Origin of the sequence: Ottowia sp. SB7-C50 (assembly GCF_033110285.1) — a bacterium.
Taxonomy (GTDB): domain Bacteria; phylum Pseudomonadota; class Gammaproteobacteria; order Burkholderiales; family Burkholderiaceae_C; genus Ottowia.
On record NZ_CP136995.1, the window covers coordinates 1,333,325 to 1,348,910 of the forward strand.

At 68.4% G+C, this 15,586-nt stretch carries 9 protein-coding genes and 1 pseudogene; 3 read left to right on the forward strand and 7 right to left on the reverse strand.

Going from position 1 to position 15,586, the window contains the following annotated elements:
* Positions 1–277 precede the first annotated feature (277 nt).
* Entirely contained in the window at positions 278–1,987 is a 1,710-nt protein-coding gene (locus R0D99_RS06410) for an AMP-binding protein (protein ID WP_317750549.1), read from the forward strand.
* Between the two features lie 138 nt (positions 1,988–2,125).
* On the opposite strand, the gene R0D99_RS06415 is transcribed toward R0D99_RS06410, so the two are convergent.
* A complete protein-coding gene (locus tag R0D99_RS06415; RefSeq protein ID WP_317750550.1) occupies positions 2,126–2,929 on the reverse strand; it encodes an alpha/beta hydrolase in 804 nt (267 codons plus the stop codon).
* Positions 2,930–2,963: 34 nt separating this feature from the next.
* Positions 2,964–3,792: pseudogene (locus tag R0D99_RS06420) on the reverse strand (peptidase).
* A 145-nt stretch (positions 3,793–3,937) separates the two neighbouring features.
* Between R0D99_RS06420 and R0D99_RS06425 the strand changes: the two are divergent.
* Positions 3,938–6,466: an IPTL-CTERM sorting domain-containing protein gene (locus tag R0D99_RS06425; protein WP_317750551.1), complete on the forward strand. Its 2,529-nt coding sequence runs from the start codon at positions 3,938–3,940 to the stop codon at positions 6,464–6,466.
* A gap of 81 nt (positions 6,467–6,547) precedes the next feature.
* Here R0D99_RS06425 and mutS read toward each other — a convergent pair whose 3' ends face one another.
* On the reverse strand, positions 6,548–9,172 hold the full coding sequence (gene mutS, locus R0D99_RS06430) for a DNA mismatch repair protein MutS (RefSeq protein ID WP_317750552.1): 2,625 nt from the start codon (positions 9,170–9,172) through the stop codon (positions 6,548–6,550).
* Entirely contained in the window at positions 9,169–11,340 is a 2,172-nt protein-coding gene (locus R0D99_RS06435) for an FUSC family protein (RefSeq protein WP_317750553.1), read from the reverse strand. The genes mutS and R0D99_RS06435 overlap by 4 nt, the downstream gene beginning before the upstream one ends.
* Positions 11,341–11,560: 220 nt before the next feature.
* Here R0D99_RS06435 and greB point away from each other — a divergent pair, with 220 nt between their 5' ends.
* The gene (gene greB, locus R0D99_RS06440) at positions 11,561–12,121 is read left to right on the forward strand and encodes a transcription elongation factor GreB (RefSeq protein ID WP_317750555.1); all 561 of its coding nucleotides are present in this window, start codon (positions 11,561–11,563) and stop codon (positions 12,119–12,121) included.
* A gap of 249 nt (positions 12,122–12,370) precedes the next feature.
* Here greB and R0D99_RS06445 read toward each other — a convergent pair whose 3' ends face one another.
* From R0D99_RS06445 to gmk, 3 genes are all read right to left on the reverse strand, one after another.
* Positions 12,371–14,566, reverse strand: coding sequence for a bifunctional (p)ppGpp synthetase/guanosine-3',5'-bis(diphosphate) 3'-pyrophosphohydrolase (locus tag R0D99_RS06445; protein ID WP_317750556.1), 2,196 nt, complete (start codon positions 14,564–14,566; stop codon positions 12,371–12,373).
* Between the two features lie 157 nt (positions 14,567–14,723).
* Positions 14,724–14,924, reverse strand: a complete 201-nt coding sequence (gene rpoZ, locus R0D99_RS06450) for a DNA-directed RNA polymerase subunit omega (RefSeq protein ID WP_317750557.1) — start codon at positions 14,922–14,924, stop codon at positions 14,724–14,726.
* 26 nt (positions 14,925–14,950) lie between these two features.
* Complete coding sequence (gmk, locus tag R0D99_RS06455; RefSeq protein ID WP_317750558.1) at positions 14,951–15,571, reverse strand: guanylate kinase; 621 nt, start codon at positions 15,569–15,571, stop codon at positions 14,951–14,953.
* Between the last annotated feature and the right edge of the window lie 15 nt (positions 15,572–15,586).

Here is a 15,586-nt window from a genome sequence, read left to right on the forward strand (position 1 = left end):
TTTTGATAGCGCCCGCCGCAGTCCTGACAAGGGCTGGCGGGCTTTTTTATTGTCATTGGCGGCCGCCGGGGCGCGCTAAGGCGACGTTGAATGCGTCCGCGTGAGTGCTGGCGATGTGGTTTGGGATGGGCTGCAAGGCGCACGCCGCAGACCGCGCCAATGCACCGATGCCAGCGCCGCGCGGGGGCTTGTTCAGCGTTGCCCTAAGATGTGGACCGCTCTGCGCGGCACGCCATCGTCGTTGTGCAGGGTCTGATAACAGACGGAGACAAAGACCATGGCCGATACCGGCTCCCCCGCGTTCACGCGGGCGCGCGACTTCCTGCTCGCCCACCGCACCGACTACGACAAGGCCTACCGCGACTTCCGCTGGCCGGTGCTGTCGCAGTTCAACTGGGCGCTGGACCACTTCGACCCCATGGCGCGCGGCAACGACGCCACGGCCCTGCACATCGTGGACGAAGGCGGCGGTGAGGTCCGCCGCAGCTTCGCGCAGATGGCCGAGCGCTCCGACCAGGTCGCCAACTGGCTGCGCGCCCAGGGCGTCAAGCGCGGCGACCGCGTGCTGCTGATGCTGGGCAACGAACTGGCGCTGTGGGAACTGATGCTGGCCTGCATCAAGCTGGGCGCGGTGATGATCCCCGCCACCATGCTGCTGACGCCGGATGACCTGCAGGACCGGCTGGACCGCGGCAAGGTGCGCCACGTGGCCGTCGCCAGCGACCAAGCGGGCAAGTTTGCCGATCTGCCGGGCCGCTACACGCGCATCGCCGTCGGCGCCCCGGTGCCAGGCTGGCTCAGCTTTGCCGACAGCGCCAGTGCGCCGACCGCGTACACGCCCGACGCGCCCACGCAGGCCACCGACCCGCTGCTGCTGTACTTCACCAGCGGCACCACGTCCAAGCCCAAGCTGGTGCTGCACACGCACCAGAGCTATCCGGTCGGCCATTTGTCGACCATGTACTGGATCGGCCTGCTGCCCGGCGACGTGCACCTCAACATCTCGTCGCCCGGCTGGGCCAAGCATGCGTGGAGCTGCTTCTTCGCGCCCTGGAACGCCGGCGCCACGGTGTTCATCTTCAACTACGCGCGCTTTTCGGCGCCGGCGCTGCTGCATGTGCTGCAGCAGCACCAGGTCACCAGCCTGTGCGCGCCGCCCACCGTGTGGCGCATGATGATCCAGGAAGACCTGGCCGCGTGGAAGGGCCGGCTCAGCCTGCGTGAAATCATTGGCGCCGGCGAGCCGCTCAACCCCGAGATCATTGACCAGGTGCAGGCCGCGTGGGGACTGACGCTGCGCGACGGTTTCGGCCAGACCGAAACCACCGCGCAGATCGGCAACCCGCCCGGCCAGCCCGTCAAGCCCGGCAGCATGGGCCGGCCGCTGCCCGGCTACGAGGTGGTGCTGCTCGACGTCGATGACAACCCCGCCGCCGAAGGCGAGGTGGCGCTGAACCTGGCGGTGCGCCCGCTGGGCCTGATGGTGTGCTACGAAGACAGCGCCGAAAAAACCGCCGACGTGATGCGCCAGGGCTGCTACCGCACCGGCGACACCGCCACGCGCGACGCCGACGGCTACATCACCTTCGTCGGCCGCGCCGACGACGTGTTCAAGGCCAGCGACTACCGCATCAGCCCGTTCGAGCTGGAAAGCGTGCTGATCGAACACCAGGCCGTCACCGAAGTCGCCATCGTCCCCAGCCCCGACCCGGTGCGGCTGGCCGTGCCCAAGGCCTTCATCACCCTGCGCCCCGGCCAGCAGGCCGACGCCGCGCTGGCGCAGGAAATCTTCGCCTTCTCGCGCGATCGCCTGGCGCCCTACAAGCGCGTGCGCCGCCTCCAGTTCGTCAACGAATTGCCCAAGACCATCAGCGGCAAGATCCGCCGCGTGCAGATGCGCCGCGCCGAAACCGAACGCGGCGGCGGCGCGCAGGGGCGGGCGGAGATGGAATTCTTCGAGGAAGATTTTCCGGGGTTGAAGGGGTGACAGGCGTCGAGCGGTGCTTGCCACCGTGGGTCAGGCTGGGGAACCGCGTGTGCGGTTCAACCGGGGTCTTCCACCACCCCGCCGTCATTCCCGCCTGCGCGGGAATGACGGGCCTTGCTGAACGTGCAGCGCCCGCCCTCACTCCATCGCCCGCAGGCTCGCCTCCACCGCCGCCGCAGTGGCCAGTGGCTTTTCCATGGGGAACAGGTGCGAGCCGTCTATCATCATCACGCGGCCCCTGGAGATGCGGCGCGTGCCTTCGATGCCGCCCACCTGCTTCAGTTCGTGGGACTGCAGGCCGCCGACAAAGGCCAGCGGGCACTTCAGCGGGTGCGTGCGCAGCAGGCGCTCGATGGTGTGCGGCAGCGTGTCGTAGATGCGCGATTCGACCTCGCGGTCGAAGGCCAGGCGCCAGGTGCCTTCGGCGTCGAAGGTGCCGTGGTCGATGTAGTCGTGCAGCACCTGCTCGTGCCAGCCGGCGAACATCTTCTTGCCGCGAAAGTGCTGGAACACGGCTTCGCGGTCGTCCCAGGCGTCGCGGCGCTTGCGGCTGACCTGGCTGGGCGACAGGCGCTTCATCAGCGTGGTGCGCTTGGCCACGCTGACCGCGCTGGCGCGCCAGCCGGCCAGCACGGGCGAATCCAGCAGCACCACGGCGCGCGCCAGGTCGGGGTGCCTGGCGGCGCACATCAGGCTCAGGATGCCGCCCAGCGAATGGCCCACCAGGTACGGCGCCTGGCCGTCCACGCGGCGCTGCGCGGCCGCAAAGTCGGCCAGCTGCTGCACCAGGTGCGGCCAGTTGTCGGTGACGGGGTACTTCGGGTCGTGCCCGTATTTCTCGATGGCGCTGACGCCGAAGCCGCGCGCGCGCAGGCTGTCCAGCATCACCCGGTAGGTGCTGGCGGGAAAGCTGTTGCCGTGTGAAAAGACGATGTGGCTCATGCGGCGTGGCGCGCGCGGCGCGGCCTGCGGGCAGTCAGATCAGGCGCTCGCTGGCCGTGGTGATCTTCTTCAGCGGGGGGGTGGCGGGTGGAGCAGACCTTGAGCGGCAGGTCGGTCTGGCCGCCGTTCCACTGCGGGTCTTCCAGGCTGTCGAACACCTGGCGCAGTTTCTGGCCCCAGCTGCGGTGCAGCATGTCGAAGTAGGGGTTGTCGTGGTCGATGCAGACCACGCGGTCGCTTTCCAGCCGGTCGGCCTCGTACACCACCAGGTCGAGCGGCAGGCCGACCGACAGGTTGGACTTGAGCGTCGAATCCATCGACACCAGCGCGCACTTGGCGGCTTCGTCCAGCGGCGTCTCGGGCGTGATCACGCGGTCGAGCACGGGCTTGCCGTACTTCGATTCGCCGATCTGGAAGAACGGCGTCTCGGCCGTGGCCTCGATGAAGTTGCCGGCCGAATACACCATGAACAGGCGCATCGGCTCGTTGCCGATCTGGCCGCCGAAGATCAGCGACACGTTGAATTCCAACCCCGCCTGCCGCAGCGCGCTGCCGTCACGCTGGTTGATGTGGCGCACCGCAGCGCCCAGCACCTGCGTGGCGTCGAACATGCTGCGCGCGTTCCAGATCGTGACCGGGTTGCCCGATTCGGGGTCGCGGATGGCCTCGGTCTGCAAAATTTCGCGCACCGACTGCGAAATGGACAGGTTGCCCGCCGACAGCATCACCATGAAGCGGTCGCCCGGGCGCTCATAGATCAGCATTTTGCGGAAGGTGCTGATGGCGTCGACGCCCGCGTTGGTGCGCGAGTCGGACAGGAACACCATGCCGGCGTTGACTTTGATCGCACAGCAATACGTCATAGAGTATTTATACTTACATTGACCGCTGCACTTGGTCGTCAAAAAAGTGCAGAACGCGATGGGACGGCGCTGTTGTCAGATCCGATTCCTATGGGGGCGTCGATGTTACCTGACGCCCATGAGTTCAATGAAGCAGGGAGGGGTTATGGAATCCATGACGTTGGGGAGCGTGGCACGTTGGCGTCGATCGATCGCATGGTGCGTGGGTGCACTGACGGCAGTGGCGGCCAGTGCGGCAGCGCAGGCGCAGACCGCTGATCTGACGATTACTAAGTCCGGTCCCGGCAACGCGCTGACCGGTGCAGCCATCAGCTACACGCTGGTCATCGGCAACAACGGCCCCGATGCCGCCAACGGCGCCACTTTCACCGACACACTGCCCCCCGGGCTCACGGGCGTCACTGCGAGCTGTTCTGCGACCGGCGGCGCCACCTGCCCGACCATGACCGTATCGAACGCGCAAGTCAGCGGTGCGATTCCGCAACTGCCAGCGGACGGTGGCGTGACGGTCGTCATCAACGGCACCTTGCCCACAGCGCCGGGTTCTTCCTCGATCACCAACACGGCCACCGTGTCGACCCCCGTCGGCGTGACGGATCCGAATCCCGATACAAACACCACGACGGTGAACACCGCCATCAGCGCGCCCGCCGATCTGGTGGTGACCAAGACACAGGTGGGTCCGAGCGGCAGCAGTTTCTTTGGATCGCCGGTTCGCTACACGGTCACGTTCACCAACCTGTCCGACCTGCAGGTCCCCGACGTGTATGTGGTCGACACGCTCAGCGCCACGAATGCGTTCGGGCAGGGGCGTCCCACCGGCACGTTCACCCGTGTCAGCTGTACCCAGGGGCCCAACACCAACGCCTGTCTGGACAGCGTATTTCCCGCATCCGGCAGTTTCGATTACATCAGCTCCTGGGACCACAAGCTGTTCGAAGCGCTGGTGCCGACGTTGGGCGCGCGCGAATCGGTAACTGTGGTGTACGACGTCGTCTGGCAAGCCGGCACGGGTTGCACCACCTACACCGACCCCGAGACGATCGCGAACCGCGCGATGATCATGCACTCCAGCCAGTCGTATGTGGATCCGGACATGAGCTCCAACATCGCGATGGCCGATCTCGTTCCTCCTGTTCCGCCGTTGTGTCGCTATGCCGTAACGACGGCGAAGAAAACCGGTTCGCCGGCACCTGGCGGCTTCACATCCGGCACGCCGTACACGTTCACGGTCACCTACACCAACGAGTCCGATTCAGAGGACATCTCGGGCACCCGCATCACCGATGACGCCGGTCTCAGCGGCTTCTTGGCGCAAAACGGCGGCAGCTACACAATCGATAGCTTGACCTGCAGCGTGAACGACGCCACGCTCGTGCAGTGCCCCACGCTGCCACCATCCGGCAGCGGCACATGGGCGCCTGCATCCAACAGCAGCCTGCCCTTGTGGACCAGCTCCGTCGTCTACAGCGAGACCGTGCCTCTGTGGAAACCTGGAGGCGTCATCAACGTCACATACAGGCTGACCCCGACGGTCATCGCACCCACGTGCGCACTGGAGTCCGGTGGAGACTTCGTCAACATGGCGGAGTTTGCGGGCTACCCGGATCCCATCATCGGTTACCCTCAAACCCAGCAGATAAGGTATCCGGCTCCGTCCATCGCCGCCTGCCCGAGCTTTGACATGCAGGTCACCCAGACCGTCAGCTCAGACCGCCTGCGGCCCAATCAGCCGCTGGAATTCACCACAACGTACACCAATGTGGGCCCGGGAAATGCCCCCGGCGTTCTGCTGAACGAGTCGGCGGCATTGCTGGGGGTGCTTGGCACGGTCGGCTACGAGGCGACCTTCCTGACCTGCACCGCCACCAGTGGTTCAAGCTGTCCGCCTGCCTCGGCATTCGCGTCGCCCGCGGGCTCGGGAACGTCGGCGGAACTGGGGTTTTACAAGGATGCGCCCGCTACCGTGGCGGCCAACGGCAGCATCACCGTGCGTTACCGCCTGAGCTTGAAGGACGTGCGCCCCGACTACTGCGGCACGACATCGGGCTTGCTGGGCCAGTCGAGCGTCTGGCGCAGTACCACGGCGCAACCACCACTGATCGAGGACAACCCGTACGACAACGGAGCCAGTGTTGAATTGATGTATGACTGCGCCGATGTCTCGGTGATCAAGTCCGTGGTACCCCCTGTCGCGAACCCGGGCGACCCGGTGACGTACACCATCGAGGTGACCAACGCCGGCGGCAGCCCGGCTACCGCACCGGTGATCAGCGATGCGCTGCCCAGCGGCTTCGTGTTTGACGCAAGCCCGGCGTCGATGTCATGCACGGGTGCAGCCTGCGCAACCCCGAAATGGGACGCCGGCACTCGTACGGTGTCGCTGGTTCCGCCAGTGCTGGAGCCGGGTGAATCGGTGACGCTGACCTTGCGTGGTCAGGCCGGCGCCGTTGGCAGCTATGACAACACCGCCACGGTGACGGCGACCGAGTATTTCGACAACGTGCCAGCGAGTGACCGCAGCATCGTGAACCTGCGCGTGGGTGGCCCTGCGCCGCAGGCGCCGGTCAGCACGGTCGCACCGGTGCCGACGCTCGGCGAGTGGGCGATGCTGGCTCTGGGCGCCGTGGTGCTGCTGGCAGGCGGCGCTGGCGTGCGCCGACGTGGCCTTTGATGCGGAAGCGTACTGTGTCGAGCGCGCCCGGCAGTCGGGGACCACACCGCTCCGCTGGCGCCGCCGCGAGGGTGTTGATGGTCAGCGCGGCAGCAATGCCTTGAGCTGATACAACGCGTCCAGCGCCTCACGCGGGCTCAGCGCGTCGGGGTCGATGCCGGCCAGCGCCGACTCGACCGCGCTGGGCTCGGGTGCGGCAGCGGCGGCGGGCGCTGGCGCGAACAGGTCGGCCTGCGCGCGGCTCTGGCTGGCGCCTTCTTCCAGCCGCGCCAGCGCGTGCCGCGCGTGGTTGACGACCGGCGCGGGCACGCCTGCCAGCCGCGCCACCTGGATGCCGTAGCTGCGGCTGGCCGGGCCGGGCTGCAGCTCGTGCAGAAACACGATGTCGCGCCCGCTTTCGACGGCGCTGACGTGCACGTTGATGGCGGCGTGGTGGGTGGCGGGGAATTCGGTCAGCTCGAAATAGTGCGTGGCAAACAGCGCCAGGCACTGCAGGCGGTCATGCAGGTGCATGGCGATCCCGCTGGCCAGCGCCAGGCCGTCGAACGTGCTGGTGCCGCGGCCGATCTCATCCATCAGCACCAGCGACTGCGCGGTGGCGGTGTGCAGGATCTGCGCCGCCTCGGTCATCTCCAGCATGAAGGTGGACTGCGCGTTGGCCAAGTCGTCGGCGGCGCCGATGCGGGTGTGGATGGCGTCCAGCGGCCCCAGCCGGCAGCTTTGCGCCGGCACGTACGAGCCGACGGAGGCCAGCAGCGCGATCAGCGCCACCTGGCGCATGTAGGTACTCTTGCCGCCCATGTTGGGGCCGGTGATGACCTGCATGCGGCTTTTGGGGCCCAGCAGCGTGTCGTTGGCGATGAAGGGCACGCCGCGCGTTTCGGCCAGGCGCGCCTCGACCACGGGGTGGCGGCCGCCGATGATCTCGATGCAGGGCTCGCGCACGAACTGCGGCGCGCACCAGTTCAGCGTCAGCGACCGCTCGGCCAGCGCGCACAGCGCGTCCAGCGCGGCGATGGCCTGGGCAAAGCGCGTCAGCCGCGGCACATGCGGCTGCAACTGGGCCAGCAGGTGGTCGTACAGCCATTTTTCGCGCGCCAGCGCGCGTTCCTGCGCGGACAGGGCCTTGTCCTCGAAGGCCTTCAGCTCGGGCGTGATGTAGCGCTCGGCGTTCTTCAGCGTCTGGCGGCGGCGGTAGTCGTCGGGCACCTTGGAGGCCTGGCCCTGCGTGACCTCGATGTAGAAGCCGTGCACCTTGTTGAACTGCACGCGCAGGTTGGCGATGCCGGTGCGGGCGCGCTCGCGCGCTTCCAGGTCGATCAGGAAGGCGTCGCAGTTGTCCTGGATGGCGCGCAGCTCGTCCAGTTCGGCGTCCAGCCCCGGGGCGATGACCCCGCCGTCGCGGATCAGCGCGCCGGGCTCTTCCTGCAGCGCAGCGCACAGCAGGTCCAGCGCTTCGTCGGGCGGCGCCAGGTCGCTGAAAATATCCATCAAAAGCGGCGCCTGCGCTTGCCCTGTCAGCGTGCGCAGCTCTGTTTTTTGTAGTGAATGGCGCAGTGCCACCAGCTCGCGCGGCCGCACCTGGCCCAGCGCCAGGCGGGCGGTGATGCGCTCGACATCGCTGGTGCCCTTGAGTTGCGTGCGCAGCTTCTGCCCCAGGCCGTCGTCGCGCAGCGCGCCAATGGCGTGCAGCCGCGCCTGCGCGGGCGCCCGGTCGCGTGCCGGCGACAGCAGCCAGCTTTTCAGCCGGCGGCTGCCCATGCCGGTCATGCAGGTGTCCAGCAGCGAAAACAGCGTGGGCGCATCCTCCCCGCGCAGGGTCTGCACCAGTTCCAGGTTGCGGCGCGTGGTGGCGGGCAGGTCAATCAGTTCGTCGGCGCGCTCGACCACCAGGCCGCTGACGTGCGTCAGCGCCCGGCCCTGCGTGTGTTCGGCATAGGTCAGCAGCGCGGCGGCGGCGGCGTGGGCGAGCGGCACGTCTTCGGCCGCCCAGGCGGCCAGGCTCGCGGCCTGCAGTGGCTCCAGCAGCTTGCGGCGGCCCAGCGCGGCGTCGAACTGGAAGTCGGGCCGATGGGTGAGGGCCGGCGCGCGGCCCGCGGCGGGGCGCGCATCGCGCAGGCGCTGCTCCAGCGCGGGCGTGGTGTCGGCGGGCAGCAGCAGTTCGCTGGGCGCGATGCGGTCCAGCCACGCGGGCAGTTCGTCCAGCGCGCATTCGGCCAGGTGCACCTGCCCCTGCGTCACCGCCAGCCAGGCCAGCCCGCAGCGGTTGCGCGGCGCCGGGTACACGGCCAGCAGCATCGATTCGTGCTTGTCCGAGAGCAGTTCGCTGTCCGTCAGCGTGCCGGGCGTGACCACGCGCACCACCTTGCGCTCGACCGGGCCCTTGGACGCGGCAGGGTCGCCGATCTGTTCGCAGATGGCGACCGACTCGCCCAGCTTGATCAGCCGCGACAGGTAGCCGTCGACCGAATGAAAGGGCACGCCCGCCATCGGAATCGGCTGCCCGGCCGATTGCCCGCGCGTCGTCAGCGTGATGTCCAGCAGGCCGGCGGCGCGCTCGGCGTCGGCGTAGAACATCTCGTAGAAATCACCCATGCGGTAGAACAGCAGGGTGTCGGGGAAGTCGGCCTTCAGGCGCAGGTATTGCGCCATCATGGGCGTGTGCCCCGACAGGTCGGCAGCGGAGGGGGTTTTGAGGCCGGTCATGTCGCGGTGGCGTCGGTGGGGGCGGCGAGTTGGGCGTTGATCTGGTCGGCGTTGCGGCGCACGCGCACGGCCAGATTTTCGGCCAGCGCAAGACGCCGCAGCACCCAGGGGCTGATGTCCTGCTCGAAGGGGTCGGGCAGGTCTTCGGGCACGGCGGGCAGGCCGGGTTCGGTGGTGCGGGCGTCGTCGTGGGCGGGCGAGGGCAGGGCGGCCGTGGTGGCCCTTGCCGTCAGCGTGTCGTGGATGCGCGCCGCGCCCTGCGCCAGGGGCGGCGCCAGGTCGTCCAGCCGCAGCTGGTTGCGGCGCAGCAGCAGCATCGACTTGACGGCCGACAGCTGGCCCAGCAGCTGGTAGCTGTGGCCCTGCAACTGCTCCAGCAGCGCCAGCGGCGGCTGCACGGCGCGGGGCTCGGCCAGCGCGCGCGCGGTGGCCTGCACCAGCGCCGACAGTGCGTCGTACGCTTCGCGGCGCGCCAGGCGCCAGGTCAGCTCGGGCTCGGTGTCGATTTCGTCGATGCGCGCCAGGCCGAGGGACTGCGCGGCGTGCCGGTCCAGCGCGCGCAGCACGCGGCGCACCAGCCCGGCGATCTGCCCGCGCTCCCACGACGGCAGCACGTAGGCAAACGCCCAGGCGATGCCGGCGCCCAGCACGGTGTCGCCCACGCGCTCCAGCAGCGCGAAGGCGGGGCTGTCGCCCGCATACAGCATGTGCGACTGCACCAGGCCCAGCACCGACGCCGCGATGGCCGTCACGGTGTAGCGCCGCAGCGCAAACGCATGCGCCACGCCCTGCGCCACCGTGGCGGCCAGCACCATGACCAGCGTGGCCGGGTGCAGCGCCAGCAGGCCGGTGGCCAGCAGGCTGCCGATGACGGTGCCGGCCACGCGCTGGTTGCGTCGCTCCAGCGTCTGCGCGAGGCTGCCGCGCAGCACCACCACGATGGTCAGCAGCACCCAGTAGTCATGCGACCCCCAGGGCAACAGCGTGGCGATGCCGTAGCCCGTGCCCACCGCCAGCGCGGCGCGCACCACGGCCAGGTCGGGCGGGGCTTCGCCGCGCGCCAGGGCGGTGAGCTGGCGCACCGCGTCGTTCTGATGGCGCGCGCGGTAGGCCACGCCGCGCAGCAGCGCGGCACGGTGCGCGGTGTCGTCGTCGGGCACGTGGCTGGCGTCGGCTTCGTCAGGGGGCGACAGGTGCAGCGCGCCCAGGCGCGCCTGGTGATCGGCCGCCGGCTCGGGGCGCTGGTGCAGCAGCAGGTCGTCGGCCAGGCGCTCGACGTCGGTGGCCATGTCGCGGTAGATGGCGGCGATTTCGCCCAGGGCCTGTGCGTGGTCGGCGGCCTGGCGCACGCGGTCCAGGTCGAGTTCGCTGGCCACCAGGTGGTCGCGCATTTCCAGCACCACCATCAGCATGCCAGCCAGTTGCTGGCGGCGCGGCGTGCGCGGCGCTTCCAGCACCACGTCGCGCGTGGCCTGCAACTGGTCGGCCAGCGCGGCCTGGCGTTTAAGCAGGTCGCCCAGACCGGCCGCCGGGTCGTCATCGTGCTGACCCGGCGGGGCCGCCACGCGGCGCGCGTGCGCGCGCAGCAGCGCCGCCACGGCCAGCAGCAGGTCGGCCGTGATCTGCGTGCGGTAGCGCGCGTTCAGAACGTGGTTGGCCGCCACGGCATAGATCAAGTACAGCGCGCAGCCCAGGCCGCAGTAGAAGGTGCGCATCAGCGCCTGCGCCGCACCGGTGGGCACCGGGGTGGACATGGCAAACACCATGACCAGCATGACGCCGATGGCCACCGGCGCGCCGCGCTTGCCCCACGCCATGCCCAGAAAGACGAGGAAGGTGGCCGGGACCAGAAACAGCCCCAGCCCCACCGGGTGGCCGCGCAGCAGTTGCACGGCCAGGAACAGCGGCACGCCGATCAGCGGCGCCACCGCCAGGTGCGCCAGCTTGCCGCGGCGCGGGCCCACCAGGTCGGGCGCCAGCGCGGCGATCACGCCCACCGTGGCGTTGGCCGCCGCCTCGGCGCCGAACAGCGCGTGCATGAATGTCGACACCAGCAACATGCCGAACGCCGCCGACGCGCCGTTGAGCACATAGTCGCTGAGCGCCACGCGCAGCACGCGTTGGCGCCGCGCCGCGCCCAGCCAGCGCATGAGCAAGTCGCGGTTCATGCGGCGCCAGCGCCTCTCGATGGCATACAAATCGGCTTCTGGCGCACGCCCACACTGCGCCAGACGCTATCAAAATGATGGCAACCCGAAAGCGACGAGAAGGGGTGGAATGGCAACAGCGGCACGGCGGCGCGAGCGAAGGGTGGGCGGTGCACGCCAAGCGATCAGCGCGCCCGGCGGCGGGCCGACGATTGTCCCACGCCGTCCTATGATCGCGCGGATGAGCAAGGCCTTTACCCGCGAAAGCGACCGCGACGAGGACGAAGACGACGGCGTCGCCATGCCGCCGCTGCCAGCGGGCGGCAAGAACTACATCACGCCGCAGGGCTACGCGCGCCTGCGCGCCGAGTTGCTGACCCTGATCGACGACGAACGCCCCAAGGTCGTCGAAACCGTGCACTGGGCGGCCAAGAACGGCGACCGCAGCGAGAACGGTGATTACCTGTACGGCAAGAAGCGCCTGCGCGAGATCGACCGCCGCATCCGCTTCTTGACCAAGCGGCTCGAAATCGCCGAAGTCACCGACCCGAGCGTGCACCACGGCGGCGACCAGGTCTTCTTTGGCGCCACGGTGACCTACGCCGATGACGAAGGCGAAGAGCGCACCATCACCATCAAGGGCATCGACGAAGCCGACAACCAGCAAGGCGAGGTCAGCTGGATCAGCCCCATCGCCCGCACCCTGCTGCGCGCCCGCGTCGGCGACGTGCTGCAACTGCCCACGCCGGCGGGCGTGCGGGAGATCGAGGTGCTGGAGGTGGCGTATCCGGCGCCGGGGTGAGGTTGCTGCTAATTTTATAGCTGCTTGCGCTGATGGAATAAGCGCCGGGGCCGTAAAAGCCGTGTATCTCCCGTCAGTGCAGCGAAGGCCGGAATGACGGGAAAAAAGGACGCGTCGAAATCAGAAACCCCTGAGCTGCGCAGCAAGCCCTTTCAGCCGGCCGCGGAGCAGGCCAGTCGGGAACGCCGCCGCCGGGGTCCCCCCGGTGGCCAGCGTTGTCCCCCTCGAGGGGGAAGGCGCGTCAGCGCCTCAGGGGGTGGGCACAACCCTTCCAGCACGCAACACCGACTGCGTCCGCCGCAGCTGCCGCAGCACGGTGTCCAGGTGCGCGCGGTCGCGCACGTTGATGACGAAGCGCAGGTCCAGCGCTTCCTGCGCGGCTTCGTCGGTCATGCCCAGGTGCACGATGTCGGCTTCGGCGGCGGCCATGGCGGCGGCCACGCGGGCCAGCACGCCCTTGCCGTTGACCACGGTGACGACGACGCCGGCCTCGAAGGTGCGCACCGGCTCGTCGGCCCAGGCCACGGTGATGAAGCGCTCGGCGTCCTTGTGCTGCAGCCGGCGCGCCACCGCGCATTCGTCGGTGTGCACCACCAGGCCTTCGCCGCGGCCCAGGTAGCCCAGCACGCCGTCGCCCGGAATGGGGCGGCAGCAGGTGGCGTACTTGATCGAGGTGTTTTCGGCGCCGTCCAGGATGACGGCGCCCTGCGACAGGTTTTCGTGCGCGGTGTAGCGCGCGTGGGTCAGCATCAGCGCGTCGGGCCGCACGCCCTGCGCGGCCAGCATGGTGACCAGACGCTTGGCGACCATGCTGGCGCTGCGTTTGCCCAGGCCGATGTCGGTCATCATTTCTTCGCGCGTGCGGTTGCCGGTAAAGCGCAGCAGCTTGTCCCACAGCGCCTTGTCGGTCGATTCGTGCCCCGGCGGCTGGCCCACGCCTTCGGCGCGCAGCGCCTGCGCCAGCAGCTTTTCGCCCAGGTCGCGCGATTCGTCCTGCGCCAGGCTCTTCAGATGGCTGCGGATGCGCGAGCGCGCGCGCCCGGTGCGCACAAAGCCCAGCCACGCCGGGTTGGGCGTCGACACAGGGGCGGTGATGATCTCGATCACGTCGCCGTTGTGCAGTTCGCTGCGCAGCGGCACCTGTTCGCCGTTGACCTTGGCCGCCACGGCGTGGTCGCCCACGTTGCTGTGAATGGCGTAGGCGAAGTCGACCACCGTGGCGCCCTGCGGCAGCGCCATGATCTGGCCCTTGGGCGTGAACACGTACACCGCGTCGGGCACCAGGTCGACCTTGATGTGTTCCCAGAACTCGGTGGCGTCGCGGGTTTCGTTCTGGATGTCGAGCAGCGACTGCAGCCACTGCGTGCCCAGCTCGCTCGAATCGCCGTCGTGCCGGCCCACCTTGTACAGCCAGTGCGCGGCCACGCCGGCTTCGGCCACCAGGTCCATCGCCTCGGTGCGGATCTGGAATTCGATGTTGACGCTGGCCGGCCCGACCAGCGTGGTGTGCAGCGACTGGTAGCCGTTGACCTTGGGGATGGCGATGTAGTCCTTGAAGCGGCCCGGCACCGGCTTGTACAGCTGGTGCAGCAGCCCCAGCGCGGTGTAGCAGCTGATGACGTTGGGCAGGATCACGCGCACGCCGTACAGGTCATTCACCTGCGCGAAGGACAGGTGCTTGTCGTCCATCTTGCGGTAGATGGAATACAGCGTTTTCTCGCGTCCCACGATCTGCGCGTGCAGCCCCGCGTCCTGCAGCTTGGCCAGCACTTCCTGCTGCACTTTCTGGATCAGGTCGCGCCGGCGCTGGCGCGCCTTGTGCAGCGCCTTGGTCAGCACGGCGTAGCGCCACGGCTGCAGGTGGCGGAAGGCCAGGTCCTGCAGTTCGCGGTAGGTCTGGTTCAGGCCCAGCCGGTGCGCGATGGGGGCGTAGATGTCCAGCGTCTCGGTGCTGATGCGGCCCCACTTGCTGCGCGGCATGTCGCCCATGGTGCGCATGTTGTGGGTGCGGTCGGCCAGCTTGATGAGGATGACGCGCACGTCGCGCGCCATGGCCAGCAGCATCTTGCGGAAGGATTCGGCCTGGCCTTCTTCGCGCGTGCTGAACTGCAGCTTGTCCAGCTTGGTCAGACCATCAACCAGTTCGGCCACCGGGGCGCCAAACTGCTCCAGCAGGTCGGCCTTGGTGACGCCGCAGTCTTCCATCGCGTCGTGCAGCAGCGCGGCCATCAGCGCGGGGGCGTCCAGCTTCCATTCGGCCACCTGCGCGGCCACGGCGATGGGGTGGGTGATGTACGGTTCGCCGTTGTGGCGCATCTGCCCCAGATGGGCGCGGTCGGCAAAGCGGTAGGCCGCGCGCACCAGTTCGACGTCGGCCGGTTCCAGGTAGTCGAGCTTGGCTTCGAGCGCGGCAAAGCTGGCTGCGGCGGCATTCGCGGCGGCCATGGGTTGTTCCACGACGGGCATCAACGATCCCATGCCCTGAATTTAACCTCGCAAACCCGTTTTTGGGCACCATGCATGAAAAAGGCGCCCACTCGGGGCGCCTTTGGGGCTGGCAGGCGACAAGGGCGCCTGCGCTGAAGGGCCAAAACGGGCCGCGTCAGGGCACCTTCTTGAGCATCTCCAGCCCGACCTTGCCGGCGGCGATTTCGCGCAGCGCGGTCACGCCGGGCTTGTTGCGTGCCTCGATCTTGGGCGTGTGGCCCTGGCTCAGCATGCGGGCGCGGTAGGTGGCGGCCAGCACCAGCTGAAAGCGGTTGGGGATCTGTTCGAGGCAGTCTTCGACGGTGATGCGGGCCATGGTGTGTGAGATGAGTGGGGGAGAGGTCAGGCGATGCCGAGCGCGCGGAAGGTCTCGGCGCGGGCGCTTTTCTGGGCCGTGTAGCGCAGTCGCTGCGCGTGAACAATGGCTTTCAGGTCGAAAAGCGCGCGCTCAAATATCTCATTGATTATAACGTAGTCAAAATGGCTGGCCTGCGCCAGCTCCTCGCGCGCATTGGCCAGGCGCAGCTCGATCACGTCGGGTGCGTCTTCGCCGCGGCGCGTCAGGCGGGCGCGCAATTCTTCCCAGCTGGGCGGCAGCACGAACACCAGCACCGCCTCGGGGAACAGGCGCTTGATCTGCAGCGCGCCCTGCCAGTCGATCTCCAGCACCACGTCGCCGCCGGCATCGATGCGCTGCTCGATGGCGCGGCGCGACGTGCCGTAGTGGTTGCCGTGCACCAGCGCCCATTCGAGGAAGTCGCCCGCGGCGACCATGGCGTCGAATTGCGCCGGCTCGATGAAGAAGTATTCGCGGCCGTCTTTTTCCTGCCCGCGCGGTGCGCGCGTGGTGTGCGAAATCGACGGCGCCACGCCGGCGTCCAGCTCCATCAGCGCCTTGACCAGGCTGGATTTGCCCGAACCGCTGGGCGCGGCGACGACGAAGAGGTTTCCGGGGTGATCCATGAGGGGCTTGCGCGG

Bases quoted from the DNA above. Each gene is read 5' to 3' on its own strand.
- R0D99_RS06410 (WP_317750549.1), top strand. From the start codon at position 278: ATGGCCGATACCGGCTCCCCCGCGTTCACGCGGGCGCGCGACTTCCTG.
- R0D99_RS06415 (WP_317750550.1), bottom strand. From the start codon at position 2,929: ATGAGCCACATCGTCTTTTCACACGGCAACAGCTTTCCCGCCAGCACC.
- R0D99_RS06425 (WP_317750551.1), top strand. From the start codon at position 3,938: ATGGAATCCATGACGTTGGGGAGCGTGGCACGTTGGCGTCGATCGATC.
- R0D99_RS06435 (WP_317750553.1), bottom strand. From the start codon at position 11,340: ATGAACCGCGACTTGCTCATGCGCTGGCTGGGCGCGGCGCGGCGCCAA.
- mutS (WP_317750552.1), bottom strand. From the start codon at position 9,172: ATGACCGGCCTCAAAACCCCCTCCGCTGCCGACCTGTCGGGGCACACG.
- rpoZ (WP_317750557.1), bottom strand. From the start codon at position 14,924: ATGGCCCGCATCACCGTCGAAGACTGCCTCGAACAGATCCCCAACCGC.
- R0D99_RS06445 (WP_317750556.1), bottom strand. From the start codon at position 14,566: ATGGCCGCCGCGAATGCCGCCGCAGCCAGCTTTGCCGCGCTCGAAGCC.
- gmk (WP_317750558.1), bottom strand. From the start codon at position 15,571: ATGGATCACCCCGGAAACCTCTTCGTCGTCGCCGCGCCCAGCGGTTCG.
- greB (WP_317750555.1), top strand. From the start codon at position 11,561: ATGAGCAAGGCCTTTACCCGCGAAAGCGACCGCGACGAGGACGAAGAC.